The sequence below is a fragment of the Microbacterium sp. Y832 genome (assembly GCF_057669765.1).
Genome location: NZ_JBYHFM010000004.1, coordinates 221,022 through 236,191 on the forward strand (window position 1 = coordinate 221,022; position 15,170 = coordinate 236,191).

Consider the following 15,170-nt stretch of genomic DNA (forward strand, 5'->3'; position numbering starts at 1 on the left):
TCAGTCGTCGTCGATGATGGTGATGACGCCCTCTCCGTCGGCGACGCTCACCCCCGCGCTGACCTCGGAGAGCCCCACAACGATCGTCTCGTCGCCCTCGGCGTTCTTGTCGGGCTTGATCGTGATCGAGAACGTCGCGGTCGTCTGTCCAGCGGCGATCGTGAGGGTGGCCGTCGTACTGCCCTTGTAGTCCCCGCTCGAGGCCGTCCCGCCGATCACCGACACGGTGAACGTCACGGCCGTCGTCATCATCGCCGACAGGGTGATGGTCACCGTCGCAGCCGAACCCGACCCGGTGTTCCCCTCGCGAATCGATGTATCGGAGACACTCAGCGACGGCAGCATCGGCGGAGTCGGTTCCGGCGACGGCGCGACGGGATCGGGATTCGGCGGCGGGTCCGACGGAGGCGGGTCCGACGGCGGCGGCGGCGGTTCAGAGGGAGGCGGCGGCGGCGGTTCAGAGGGAGGCGGCGGCATCGGCGGGGCGGGGGCGACCGTGCCGGGACGACCATGCTGGTCGAGGTCGGCGCCGTAGTTGTTGTAGCGGTCGAACTCCTGCATCTGCGCGTTGATGACGCCGTTGTTGCCGCTGGCGAGCGCGGCATTGGTCAGGGCGATCACCTCGGCCGTCGTGTACGGGTACGAGATGTAGGGGTGCGCGGCGGACAGCAGCGCCGCCACGGCCGCGCGCATCAGCGCCGTGATCCCGCCGCCGCCGCTGTCGAGCGACTCGTGCAGCGTCCGGGTGGCGTAGACACCGGTCGCCGCGGAGAACACGCTCCCCGTCATCTGATCCGGCCGGTACACCAGCGAGCCATCCGAGAGTCTCGGCCACGCGATCGCGTCCCGGTTGGTGGCGTTCGTCTTCCAGAACCCCGGAGTGAGCCCCTCGGCCCTCGCGCCCACGCGGTAGACGGCGGCATCGACGTCGCTCACGGTGACCCCGGACAGGGGATCGATGCCGCGCACCGTCGCGACGTTGACATACGGCGCGGTGCCGACGTGGTGCACGACTGCACCGGCCGAGGTGAACAGCCAGACCTCGCCGGGATCGAGCAGCCCGTTGCCGTTGACATCGCCGCCGACGTAGATGGGAATGAAGTCGTCGCCGGGATTCGCATGCGTGCCGTGGTCGTCGGTGAGCGAGACGGCGAGCGCCAGGTTGCCCGTGTTGGTGACGAGGTACGTCCACACGACGCGCGTGCCCTTCAGCAGTTCGCTCCCGGCCGTGTCGGCGTCTTCCAGCACCGTGGGCGCCCACGGATTGAGCGCGTTGATCGCCTTCTTCACCTGGATCCCGGGGGTCGCCGCGAAGATATGCGCCGGATCCTCGGCCGCATGCGTCGTACCGTATGCGTCGACGCCGCTCACCCGGGCGACGTTGCGCAGCGCACCCGCCTGGGCGATCGTCGTGAACCGGTAGAGCCACACCTCGCCGGGGTCGAGGACGGCATTGCCATTGATGTCGCCGCCGAGGAGCGTGAGGATCACGTCGTCCGACGGCGACGGAGTGCCGCTGTCGTCGACGAGGACGATGTCCCCGATCCCGACGGACCCGGGTATCAGGCGCACCTCGAACGTCCACTCGACCGTCGAGCCGACCGCAACCCTGACGGCGGTCGCGGCGCTGTCGGCGTCCTGTCCGTTCGCGCGCTTCAGGACGGACAGTCCCGACGGCGGCACCAGCACACCGGTGTAGTGGGCGACGTCGGTGACCGTCGCGGTGACGGTCGTCCCCGGTACGGCTGCCGTCACCGTCACCGTGTTGACGTACGCGCCCACCCGGGCGGTGCCGGTGGCCTGGTAGATCCAGATCTCGCCCGGGTCGAGCAGTCCGTCACCGTTGGTGTCGCCGGACACGAACACCGGGACGATGTCATCGGAGAGGTCGCCGGGGGTGCCGTTGTCATCGACGACGACGACCATGAGCGCCGTGTTCCCCGTGTTGGTCACCGTGTAGGTCCAGGTGACTGTGCTGCCGACGGGCACGAGGATGCCGGGCGCCGTGGCGGCATCCTCGCCGTTGACGCGCTTCACGACATGCGGCGCGGCCACCGCGCCCAGGTGGAAGGCCATGTCCTGGGCGGTGAGCAGGGCGCCGGCCTGGTCCCGCGCGGTGACGACGGCGGTGTTGCCGTACAGGCCGACGCCGGCGACATGGCCGACGACACCGGCCGAAGTGAACAGCCAGACCTCGCCGGGGTCGAGTTCGCCATCGCCGTCGAGGTCGCCCGAGACGTACACGGGAGCGAAATCGTCCGACGCATCCCCCGGTGTCCCGTTGTCGTCGGTGACAGCGACGTCCCGCAGACTGAACGCCGACTGGTTGGTCACGCGGTACGTCCACACGACGGGTGCACCGGGAGCGACGAGCTTGGCCGTCGCTGCGGTGTCGGCCTCGTCGGCCGCGGTCGGCGCGAGCGGCGCGGAGGCGTTGACGGCCTTTCGGATGCTCACGCTGCCGACCGGGACACCGAGGTAGTGGGCCATGTCGGTCGCGTTGAGGGTGCGCCCGCCGCCCGATCCCGACGCGCGGACGGTGTTCGCGTACGGTCCGAGCACGACCGTGCGGATCGCCCGGAACAGCCACACCTCGCCGGGGTCGAGGATGCCGTCACCGTCGGCGTCGCCGGAGACGTAGATCGCGGCGAAGTCGTCGGTGGGGTCGGCGGGCGTGCCGTTGTCGTCGATCAGGACGAGTCCGGTGACGCCGCCGCCGATCGCCGAGACGAGGTACGTGAAGGTGACCGCGGCGCCGACGGTGAGCTGCGGACCGCTCGGTGCGTCCGCGTCTTCGGCGACGGTGGGATGCAGCGGGTCGACCGCATTGACCGCTTTCTGCACGACGAGCTCGACCTGGGCACCGGCCACCCCGTCGTAGACGGCCGGGTCGCTGTCGCGCACGGACTGCCCGTTCGCGCCGACGCCTTCGACCGTGACGGTGTTCAGGTAACGGCCGGCGCGTGCGATGCCCTCAGCCCGGAACAGCCACACCTCGCCCGGATCGACGAGGCCGTCGCCGTCGAGGTCACCCGAGAGGTAAGTGGGGACGAAGTCGTCGGCGGGGTTCGCGGGCGTGCCGTTGTCGTCGAGGATGCGGGTGATCCTGATCGCGACCGCCCCGGGGTTCGAGACCTCGTAGGTCCACACGACGGCCGACCCGGCCGCCACCGTCGGGCCGGTCTGGTTGGCATCCTCACCGTTGACGTACTTCACCACGCGCAACAGCGTCTGCGGCTGGCAGGGGCAGTGCAGGTTGGGGCCGCCGACGTCGTCGCGACCGCCGCCGGGCAGGTTTCCGGGCTGGGGGTCGCGCGGACCGCCGTGCTGGTCCTGCCACAGCTGCCCGTCGCTCGGCTCGACCAGAGCCTCTTCGTCGAACGGCTCACCGGAGGGCACGCCGGGGCCTTCGTCCGATCCGCCCGCCTCGGAGAGTGCCCGGATGAAGTCGCGGATGTGCGGGCTGAATCCCCGGTTCACCGTCGGTGAGCCGAACGGGCTGAAGGGGACGAGGAAGCTGTTGAACTCGCCGCCCCAATCGAACATGCGGTCCTGGGCGGTGTTGGCGATGAGCACGTCGCGGCCGGCGCCTCCGAAGGCGAAGTCCCCGTCGCGGAACCGCGGGTCGTCGTTCTCGGGGTTCGTGTTCGCGCCGCCTGCGGTCTCGAGGTTGTCGTCGAGCTGAAGCAAGTCGTCGCCGAAGCCGCCGAAGAGCCAGTCGCAATTCGTGCCCCCCACGAGCCAGTCGTGCCAGAGGTCGCCGTACATGCGGTCGCGGCCGTCGTCGCTCTTGACCTTGACGCCGTCGATCACGATGACTTCGCCCGTGGTCTCGTCGAGCATGTACGCATCGAAGTTGAGCAGGAACCCCGGGATGATCGAGCGCGGGTCGTCGGCGTCGTAGTCGGCGAACATCGTCGTATCGGCGTTGTAGCGCAGCGGATCCGTGTCGACCGGCTGCAGTTCGGTCGCGAGGCGTGTGAGTGCTCCGATGCGCAGGTCGCGGTTGTAGAACTCCTGCATCGCCTCGGCGCCCGACATGGAGTCGCTGCCCTCGCCGCCGTGCATGAAGTCGTCGCCGAGTCCGCCGTACAGGACATCGTTGTTGACCGCGCCGTCGATCCAGGTCGCGAAGTCCGCCCGCTTCAGCAGTTCACCCAGGATGTAGATCTCCGCACCGGTGAACGGTCCCGGGATCGACACGTACCGCTGGGCGTCGGCGGTGGCCAGGTTGTTGAGCGGCTCGGCGAGGCCGTTTCGACTGGTCTGCAGCTTGCCGTCATCGCCCATGATGCCGTCGACCCCGGTGCCGCCGTAGATGCGGTCATTGCCCCACCCGCCGTAGATGTCGTCGTCCTGGCCCTCGCCGAACAGCACATCGTCGCCGAGTTGACCGTGGATGGTGTCGTCACCGTTCTCGCCGTGCACAACGTCGGCCGCGCCGATGCCGACGCCGACGCCTTGCGTGTAGTCGAGGAACGTGTACGCACGAGGAAGAAGGCGGATGCTGCCGCCGTAGGTGTCGTAGTTGAACGTGAGGAATGCGGTGCCGGGCGTGAACGGGTTGCCGTCCGCACCACCGGGAACGACTTTCACGAGGCGGTGGATGCTGCCGTTGTCGCCGAGGATGACGTCGCTGTCACGCGCGTGGCCGCCGTCTTCGAGATCGCCGTAGTTGTTTCGGATAAGGCGGATGCCCGCACCACCGAAGATCGTGTCGGCGCCGTCCGGGCGGCGGGCGGGTGTCGTGAGACTGAACAGCTCCGAGCTGCCGCCGATCAGGTCGTCGCGGCCGAGGCCACCGAAGATCACGTCGTCGCCGCCGTTGCCCTCGATGTAATCGTCGCCGTCACGACCGCCGCCGGCCCAGTCCTCGACCGACTCGCGGGTCGTGCGCACGTCGATCGTGATGACGCCGGCGTCGTCGATCACCGAGCCGTCGCCCTGGATCCAGTCGTTGCCGAGCTGCCCGAAAATGAGGTCGTCTTCGGCGCCGCCGGCGATCACGTCGTCGCCGTAGCGACCGGCCGGCGTCGACGTGTCGTGGTCGAAGAGCATGACGTCGCGCTCCTTGACGCCGCGCGGGTCGTCGTAGGAGTTCGTCGGGCCGACGCCGCAGGCGCCGGCGGACGCGATGTTGGCGCATCCGGTGTCCTGTCCGTAGATCCCCGAGGCCGTCAGGATCTGGAATCGACGGCTCGAGATGTCGCCTGTGCGCAGCAGGTTGGCGTTGTCACCCGCGATCGCGTCGTTCTGGTCGCCGCCGTCGACGAAGTCGCCGGCGTCGCTGCCGCCGGCGACGTTGTGGCCGCCGATGAGGTCGTCGTCACCCGTGCCACCGGTGATGCGGTCGGACCCCTGGCCGCCGATGATGATGTCTTCACCGGCGTTGCCGCGCAAGAGGTCGCCCGCACCGCCGTCACCGATGAGCGTGTGAATGGACGTCCATGCGAACGGGTGGGCGGCCAACGGCATGTTCAGCGGCAGCAGATCGAGACGGATGCCGACGGCTCCGGCAGACGGCACGGTGGCGTCGATGCGGCCGTGGTCGCCGAAGATGAGGTCGTTGCCGTCGTCGCCGCTCACGGTGTCGGCCGCCGTGCCGCCGAAGATGGCGTCATTGCCGGCGCCGCCCGAGATCGTGTCGAGCCCGCCCAGGTTCGGATCCGTCGTGGTGACGAGCCGGAAGAGCCCGTCGGGGGTCATGAATTCGATGCGGCCGTGGTCGCCGAAGATCGTGTCGTTGCCGGCGCCTCCGAAGATGAGGTCGTCGCCGTTGCCCCCGGCGATCCGGTCATCGCCGACGCCACCGGTGATCACGTCGTCGGCACCCGCCGCCGGCTCGACCGTCGCGATCGACGTCACCAGGCGCGCCGTCTGGATGCGCACGAGCACCGGCCCACCGAGCAGGTCGGTGCGATCCGGGGCGACCGCCTGGGTCACGACACCGTGGTCGCCGAAGATCACGTCGTCGTGGTCGCCCGCGGCGCCGACCGCGCTTCCGGCGCCCTCTCCCTGCAGGTCGTCGCTGCCGGGCACCAGGCTGTCGGCCATCGGGTGCGCGCTCGTGTTGGTCGTCGGGATGCCCAGGCGGCGCGTGATGACGTCGACGTTCACGCCCGAGTCGCCGTAGATCTGGTCGCTGCCGCGCTGACCGTGGATCACGTCATCGCCTGAACCGCCGACGAGGTAGTCGTGCGCTTGGCTGCCGATGATGGTGTCATCGCCCGCGCCTCCGTACACGATGACACCCACGGTCGGCAGACTGCCGGCAGGGGCATCGGCGAACAGAGCGCTCGCATCGATGATGTCGTTGCCGGCGTGCGCGAACGGGGTGGCCAGCGGGAACCAGAAGCGCTCGTCCTCGTCGGGCACGGTGGGGAACTGGTCGAACGGCTGGGCGCCGAAGTCGCCGGCGTCCTGGGTGTGTGGTCGACCCGAGTACCAGACACCGTCTTGAGACGTGTCGCCGTAGATGACCAGCGGAGTCGTCGGGCCGCCCCCGCCCGTGACGATGATCACATCGCCGCCGACCGCACCGCCCACCAGCTGGTTGCCGCCGCCGTGGACGACGGTCAGTGACCCGTGTGCGGCCGGCGGGTTCGGGTTCGTCGTCGGATCACCATCGTCTTCGGGTGCCTGCTGCAGCGTGCCAGTGATCGTGAGGCGGTCGTTGCCCGCGCCGAACAGGAGGTTCAGCACCTCGATCGTCGAGAGAGAAGCGTTCGTCGTGATGGCGGTCACGGTGCCGTCAACCGCCGTCGTGACGTCGACGCGGCCCCACGAGATCCCGCCGGGCACGTCGGCCGGCTCACCGAAGGCGGTGCCGCCGGCAACCGTGAATCCCACGGGCAGTCCGGTGCCGGTGAGGCCGGTCGAACTGAGCGTGCGAATGTGATCCTGCGCGCTGGAGTCGTCGAAGATGTTCAGCACGTCGATGTTGCGACCCTCGGGCACCGAAGCGGCGGTGCCGATGCCCAGGAGGGGCCCGTCCGTCTCGCCCGGCAGCTTCACGCCGGTGTGCAACGACCGGTCGGCGCGGGTCGTGCCGCCCTCGACGTGCACGGGTCCTGCGAGCTGAGTGAGCAGATGCGGCTGCGTCGCGAACGTCTTGACGCCCTGACGCACGAGCGGCACGTCGAAGAACGCGTCGGCGACGAGCGAGACGGTGACCGGTGTCGCCCAGTTCGACGACGTGAAGGTGACGGCTGCCGCGACCCGTCGTAGCGTGACGACTCCGGCGCCGGCGGGCAGAGCGTGCTCCGCCGTGAGCTCGATCACGTTGTCGAAGGTCGCGTTCGTGCCGCGGATGACCGCGATCTTGTAGTACGTCGTGCCGCCGTCGATCGAGATGCGCATGCCCTCGATGAAGCCATCGGCGAGGAAGCTGCCGCCGTCGGTGCGGGTGATGCGACGCGTCGCCGGGTCGACGGTGACGGCTCCGGTGAACAGGCCCCGACCCGCGCTGCCGATCGCGCGCCACGTCACGCGTCCGCCGATGGCGGCGTCGGTGAGGCCGTCCGTCAGGATCGCGACATGCACGTCGGCGGTGGGCCTCTTGGTCAAGCGCACCGTGTAGTCCTCGCCTGTGCCGCCGCGCACGACCGTCGTGCTGCCGCCGCTTTCGATCACGAGCACGCCCGCGGAGTCGTCGTCGCGCACATCGACGTAGAGCACACGGTCGTCGAAGCCGTACCCGGCGGGACCGGAGACCAGACGCGCCACGATGCGTGCGAACGCGGCATCCTGCCGGATGGTGTCGTCGATCACGATGATGCGGATGCGCACGGGGCTCGTGTCGCCCGCGGTGAACGTGATGGTCCGGGTCGCCGCGTTGAACCGGCTGTCGTCGCTCTCGAGGCGAAGACGCCCGTCGGGAAGGTCGAGCCGCACCATGACGGTGCCCGTCGCCGGTGAGGTGAGTCCGACCAGGATCTCGTCCGTCACGCCGTTGACGCCTTCGAGGACGACCGTCGACCGGTCTTCGTCGTCGGTGCCGGGAGTGACCTCGACGATGACGACACCGGGCACGTCGTTGTCGCGGACGAGCGCCTCGACGTTGCGGACGGCCGCACCGTCGAACCCGTTCGCGCGGTCTGCGGCATCCGCTGCCAGCGTCGTGTGGCTGATCGCGACCGTGCGGTCACCCTCACCGCGCGTGTCGTCGACGGCGTAGACGTACACCGTCTGCGGGACGTTCCAGTTGCCGGCGTCGAAGACCAGCACGAGCGCGCGCTGCGCAGGGTCGGCGGTGGTACCCATCTCGACGATGTGTCGGCGGTACTCGCGGAACGCCTCGTCGCACTGCGCCTGCGAGCCGGCGCACAGCCAGACCGAATCACCGGCGTTCACGCCGAGACGCTCGGCAAGACCCGGCATCGCGGCGGTCACCGTGACGTACACGGTGCCTACCGGCCGGCGCGAGAGCTTCACGGTGTACGAGTCGAAGGATGCCGATCCGCCGCCTTCCGCGACGGAGGTGCCGCCGCCGGACTCGGTGATCACGACGATGCCCTCGTTGACCCCCGCGACGTTGAGGTCGATTCCGGGAGCAATGACGCCCTGGTAGTCGATGTCACCCGAGGTCACGAGATGGTCGATCGAGCCGCTCGCTCCCTCGATGTCACGCACCACGATGTCCGTCGAGATGTCGCCGGCGATGTTGATCGTGTCGCTTCCGAGGCCGCCGATGATCCGGTACGAGACGCCGCCGGCGGTGGACTGCACGAAGATCTGGTCGGCACCCTCAAGACCGTCGATCTCGACCGCCTCGACGGTCGCATACCGCACCGTGACGCCGGCGCCGTAGATCGTGGTCGCCGTGACCACGATGTCATCGGGGAGCTCCGTGCCCAGGATCACGAGCTTGTCGTATCCGGCGCCACCATCCACCGACACGGGCGCGTTCATCGTGTACTGCACTTCGTCGTCGCCGCCACCGGCGCGGATATCGAGCGGGCGCCCGGTCGAGGACCCGATGGCGGGGATCGCGGTGCCCGAGGCGCCCGTCCGGATCGTGCCGTCGGCGTTCGTCTGGGCCAGCGCGAAGCCGCGCACCACGAAGAAGTCGTTGCCGCCCTCACCTTCGAGTCGCAGCTCGGCCTGGTTCGAGTAGACGGTGAACTGATCGTTGCCGGCACCGCCGAGTGCGACCAGCGGGGCGCTGATGCCGGGGCTGAGGTAGCCGCGGGTCGTGGCGATGATGCGCGGGAACACGTCGGCGGGATCGAGCCCCGCCGCCGCATCGCGCGGGGTGCCGAAGAGCTCTCCGAACTGGAACTCGTCGTCACCGGCGCCCGCGTCGAGGGTGACGGTCGTGCTCGTGTCGTCGACGGCGAAGACGTCGTCGCCGAGGCCCGTCTCGACGATGAGGCGTCCGTTGATGGACGTGTCGTAGTTGACGCGTTCCACGCCCCTGCCTGCGGCGGGCGAGCCGCGCAGTCCTTCGAGCGTGCCGTGGACGAAGGCGACGAAGGCAGGGCGGTCGGCGGTTTCGTTCGGGATCCACGCGACGCGGCGCAGCAGCACGATGTCGCGTCCATCAGTGCCGACGATCGTGGCCACGTCGGCACCGTCATCCGCAGCGCCGGTGTCGAGCAGGTTGACGATGTAGGTGCGGGTGGGATCGGTGGTCGTCTCGACGCGATAGGTGTCGGTGCCCTGCTGGCCGTCGAGAGTCAGGGTATGGGCGTCGGGGTCGTCGGGCGTGCGCAGACCGAGCACGCGGAACACGTCTTCGCCGTCGCCGCAGCCGATCTGCAGCACGGCCGGACCGCACGCGGGGCGGTCGGTGGCCGAGAGGTTCTGGCTGCCGTAGACGCGCACCGCGGTGCCGAGCAGCGTCGCGACGAAGTCGAAATGGTCGACGTCGATATGGCCGAACACGAGGGCGCGGTCGGTGCGGTCGGCGCCGCCGTCGAGGTCGAACACGCCGCCGAGGCGTCCGGCGAAGGTCATCGTCGTGCCGAAGCCCGCAGCCGCGGTGGCCGCGCTCTGGTGCGTGTCCGCGTTGGCGGCGACCGGCGTCCCGAGCGGGTCGGAGTCCGTCGCGGTCGGGGCGGCGGGGCCGCGGTTCGTGTCGCCGTGGATGTAGATGGTGCGGCCGGCGACGATGTCGGAGTCGACCGGCGCCACCAGGTCGTCGCCGATCCAGAGAGAGATGTCGAGCTTGGCCCAGATGCCGCTGCGCGTCGTCGTCGCGGAGTCGACAGCACCCGGGGTGGTCGTGCGCGGCTGGCCCTGACTGACCAGGCTCGTTCCCGACACGACGAGGAGGAGGTCCTGCGTCCCTGTCGACGGGGGTCCGCGCACGCCGTTCTCGTCGGGGATCGTGAGTCGCACGTGGCCGTCGCGCGACTTCGCGGCGAGGAGCCGCAGGTCGCCGTCTGTCTCGGTGAGGAAGATGCCGGCATCGGCCTGCGCGTAAAGACGACCGGTCGCCGAGCTCGTGACGGACGTGTTCACGTCGAGGTCGTGCAGGAACGACCCGATGCCGCCGCCGGTCGCACGGAGGTCGATGCGGTCGGCGACGACGTCGGCCGCAGCATCCGATTCGCCGTCGACGATGGAGCCGGCACCCGCGACGAGCGAGACGTCCGTGACCTCCGTCGCATCTTTCTGAGCCGATGTGACCAGGCCGACGCGCAGGTCGCCCTGCACCTCGAAGATGTGAATGCCCGACGCGGCCGTCGCGTTCAGGATGCCGCTGACCGGCGTGCGGGACACCCCGACCGTGTCGAGCAGGTTGATCTCGAGGAAGTCGCCCTCGATGCCGATCGAGCCGGTCTTCGCAATGAGGGTGATGTTCACGCCCTCGACGTCGCGGGGGTCGGCGGGGTGCGTCGCGGCGTCACCCGGGTCGCCGTCGAGAATGCTCACGGCCGCGACCAGGACCACGTCGTCGGTGCGCGACCGGATGAGACCGATACGCAGGTCACCGGACACCTCTTCGAGCGCGATCGACCCGTCGATGTCGACGTCGACCCAGCCGGCACCGTCGTCGGCGAGGTCGATGAAGCCTTCGAGGTCGATGACCGCCGGGCTTTCGGCATCGGGCGCCTCGGGTCCGTTCACAAGGGCCTCGGTGTCACGGATGCGGATGTGGTCGCCCGCGACCACGCCCGCCGTACCGGCGGCCAGCGCAGCATCCGCGAAGATCACATACCAGCCCGCGTCGACGTCGGCGCGGAACATGGTCTCGCCCGTCGCGCCGATTCCGACGTCGACGCGGTCGCGTGTCGCGTTGCGCTGCTCGAGCCGAAAGAGGCTGTCGATCTCGACGGCCGTGCCGCCCACGGCGATCGCGGCGTCGATGTGGCGGGACGCGCCGGTGCGAGCCGGGTCAGGTGTGCCCGGCGACGGCGATCCGCGGAAGTGGAAGCGGTGCAGCTGAGCGGTGTTCCAGGGGCTCGCCTCGTTCGGCACATGAACCCGCACGTCCGCGTCGCGGGTCGAGGCCCCCTGGCGCAGTCCCGTGCGCAGCTGGAGGTCGGCATCGCGACCGGCGCGCACGAGATCGAGCGTCAGGGTGATCGCCGCGGCGTTCGTCTGCGTGCGGTCCAGGCCGCGCAGGCTCAGGAAGACGTCTATGCCCGCCTGCGCCGCAATTCGCGGGTCGCGGACCCCCGAGGCGGTAGGCGCGTCCACACGCGGCTTGGCGGTGAATCGCACGAGGTCGATGGGCAGCCGTCGCTGCGCCGACCCGATGGAGCCTGCGATCGCCTCGATATCCAGCAGGTTCGTGACGATCAGCGTCGCGGAGGTCGAGGCGATGATGTCGCCCAGCAGATTCACGATGCGCGTGAGCCCGACCGGGTTGTTGATGAGTGCCGACAGCAGCACGTCACCATCGCCGCGCTTCTCGATGTCGACGAAACTCGGCGCCGCCGCATGGCGCACATCGAACTCGAGCGACGTGTAGGCGCGCAGGGCGCCGCCCGCCGACCGCAGCCGCACGAGCGGCGTCGCCGCGAAGTCGTTGACGACGTCGATGCGCCCGATCGTCACCTGCAAGCCGGAACGGTCGACGATGATGACCGACTCGAGCGTGTCGCGGAACTCGAACGTCGGCCACGGCTGATTCGGGTTGCCGTCGGTGGAGGTGTAGTCCTGGTTCGTGATCGAGCACGCGATGCTGTCGTCGTCATCGTCCGCGCACGTCGCTTCGAACAGCACGTTGGCGTATCCGGTGTTCCTGATGTCGTCGATGACGTAGCGACCGTCGCCATCGGGATCGACCTGTGTGACGCCGGCCACCGGCACGACTCCGCCGTTGATCGTCACGGCATTCGCCTCGACGACGTAGCCGTCCGCGTCGACGACCAGCAGCGGTGCGCCGTTGAGCCCGCCCAGCACGATGACATCGGCATCCCAGAAGATGTGGCGCGCTTCGGGGAACGCCGATCCGCCGTCGTCCCGGTAGCGGTTGCTGTCGGGACTCGGGGTGACGTACTGAACACCCGAGTCGGCCTGAGCGTAGAGCGCGACATTGCCGGGGTCGGATGCCGCGACCAGTCCCGACGTCGGATCGCCGCGCCGCGCCCCGGCGAGGACGATGGCTCCGCGGTCGGCGTTCACGGTCGCGGTGACGCGGCCCGATCCGTTGTTCTCAGCCCGCTGAGGCGGGATGAGTGCGACGGCGAGGCGCATGGCGTTGCGCGTGATGACGATGCCCGACGTGTGCGCCTTGAGGTCGACGCCGCGCTCTCCGCGGATGATCGTGCCGGCGCCTCCCACCTCGACGGCCACGGTGAGGTAGACGTCCACCTGGGCATTCGCGAAGGCCGTCGCGACGCCGAGCAGGATCGGGTTCACGCCGAGCGCCTTGGCTGTCGCCTTGCCCTGAATGCGCGACACGGACGCGTCGAGGTTCACCGTTGCGCCGGTGATGCGCACGCCGGTTCCGATGACGACGCGAGAGGTGGCGGCATCCGTCGACGTGCCGATGCGCACTCCGCGGTCATCGTTGGTGTTGTCGGAGTCGGCGCCCGCGCCGATCCCCCACGATTCGGTGTCGGAGAGCGTCGTGCCGTTCGTCGCGAAGTCCGTCTTGATGGTCACGTGACGGCCCGCCAGGATGACGGCGCCGTTGCCGATCGTCGCGAGCGTGTCGTTGTCGATGCGCGCCGTCGTCTCGGCGATCTTCGCCGAGACCGCCCCTCCGCCCTTGGACTGCGCGGTCGCGCCGATGCGGTGGTCGGAAGTGGCGGCCACCGTCACGTCCTGCCCCGCGAGCAGGTTGCTCGAGGCACCGACCGTCGCGCTCGTCGTCGCGGTGTCGAAGACCACATCGGCATGCGCCTCGCCGACCGAGACACCGCCGCCGGCGCCGGTGTTCGCATACGCCGTCGAGCGGGTGCGACCCGTTGCGGTGACCTCGATGGACTGGCCCGCCTGCACGACCCCGGCGGCCAGCTTCGCGTCGACCGTCACGGTGCCGGTGACCTTCGCCGAGGGGACGCCGATGTCGATCACCGCACCCGAGCCGCTGTTGACGGTCGCGCCCGATGCGCCGTCACCGGCGGGCGGGGCGATCTCGGCGAGGTCCTCACCGTTGGGCCCGGCCAACCGGTGACCGGTGCCGGTGAAGGTTCCGCGCACGTTGGCGTAGAGCGCCTGCAGTCCGGAGCCGGCCTTGAGGTCGACCTCGACGATGCCGAAGAGGTGTGGGCCGGGTCGATCGGCGCCTGCGAGCGCGATCATCGATCCGCCGACCGGAGTGAGCGCGAGTCCGACCGAGCCGGCCGGGATCGATCCGCCGGTGCGCGTGTAATAGGTCTGGCCGTCGCGAAGCCCGCCGATGGAGCGCTGCAGCGAGTGCAGAGTCCCACCGCCGGGGGCGATCGCGAGGGCCTGGATGGGGATCGCGGTCGCGGGGCCGGCGCCGTCGGGGTCAGGGCATCCGACGGCGTGGCAACGCGAGTCCGCCAGTTGGACGACGCCGTTCGCACCCTTGATGACGTAGTACACGGTGCCGCTGGACAGCCCCGGGATCGGGGCGCCGTCCAGGGCGAGGTAGAGCACGGCGTCGCCACTGTTGAGCAGCGCGACGGTGCTCACACCGAGGAACACGTTGTTCGCACCGGCGGCGTGGACAATCGTGACCGAATTGTCGGCGTTCGTCATCGACTGCGGAGCCCACACGAGGTTGCCGGCGGCGTCGGTGACCTCGACGGGCGTCACGTCGACAGCGCCCGAGATGAAAGTCGCCGCGACGGGGGCGCGGTAGACGACGGCTGTGCCGCTGGGCTGGGCGGCGAGGGTGGCGTTGACGATCGTGTTGCCCGAGACCGTGCCGGGCAGGGTTGCCTCGGATGCGGCCAGGGCTGCGGCGAGGCTCGTCGTGAGCTTGATGCGCTGGTCGTCGAGCACGCGAACGTAGTAACTCGTCGTTCCCGCAGACCCGCACCCGGCCGTCGCGGTGCTCTGCACGATCGAGATGCCGCTTCGTGCGTCGTAGATGACGCAGTTTCCGCTGACGAAGCCGTGCGGCGCCGCGAAGGTGATGATCTCGGTCGTCGGGTCGACCGTGCCGGCGTCGCTCGCATCGAAGACCGATCCCAGGCGGATCCGTCCCGTCGCAGCGGTCTCGATCACGGTGTACGGACGTCCGATGTTGAGTCCGGTGATGCCCGGGCCCTGATAACTGACGCGGTCCCCCTCGGCGATGCCGGGGTAGCTGAAGGTTACGGTGTCGTTGTCGACGCTGATCCCGGTCAGGGCATCGGTGATGGGCCTGCTGGCGGAGTCGAGCAGCTCGGCGATCACCCGCACAGAGCCCGCGGCGTAGATGCGCGTGGGCGAGGATGCTGCCGCGGACGTGCCGATGAACGCGTCGACGTCGGGCGAGATCGTCGTCCTGGCAGAGGGAAGACCGACCTGCACGCCACCGCCTCCGTAGGCGTTCGCGGTCGTGTCGGCTTCGGCGCGTGCCCTCGCCGTCACGGTGACGCCGCCCGCGATGCGTGCGGGGGCGGCGGCGTTCGTGCGGTCGCCGATCGTGACGCCGTCGCCGATGGATGCCGCAGCGTGCGGTGCCGCCGTCGCGTATGCCTGCGCACCGCCGATCGACAGCCCGCCGCCGGAACCGACGACGACGCGCGATCCGGCCGTAGCCGAGGTGATGTCGGCAGTGACGTCGACACCGCCGGCCCGCGGGATGACGGTGTTGC

At 69.6% G+C, this 15,170-nt stretch carries 1 protein-coding gene (only partly in view); it reads right to left on the reverse strand.

Annotated elements, in window-relative coordinates; all coding sequences use genetic code 11:
* Positions 1–15,170, reverse strand: the 3' portion of a protein-coding gene (locus AC25YV_RS09755; protein WP_488123647.1) for a Calx-beta domain-containing protein. 12,367 nt of this gene lie beyond the right edge of the window; 15,170 of the gene's 27,537 nt are visible here — the last part of the coding sequence; its start codon lies off the right edge, out of view — the gene reads right to left on this strand; its stop codon occupies positions 1–3.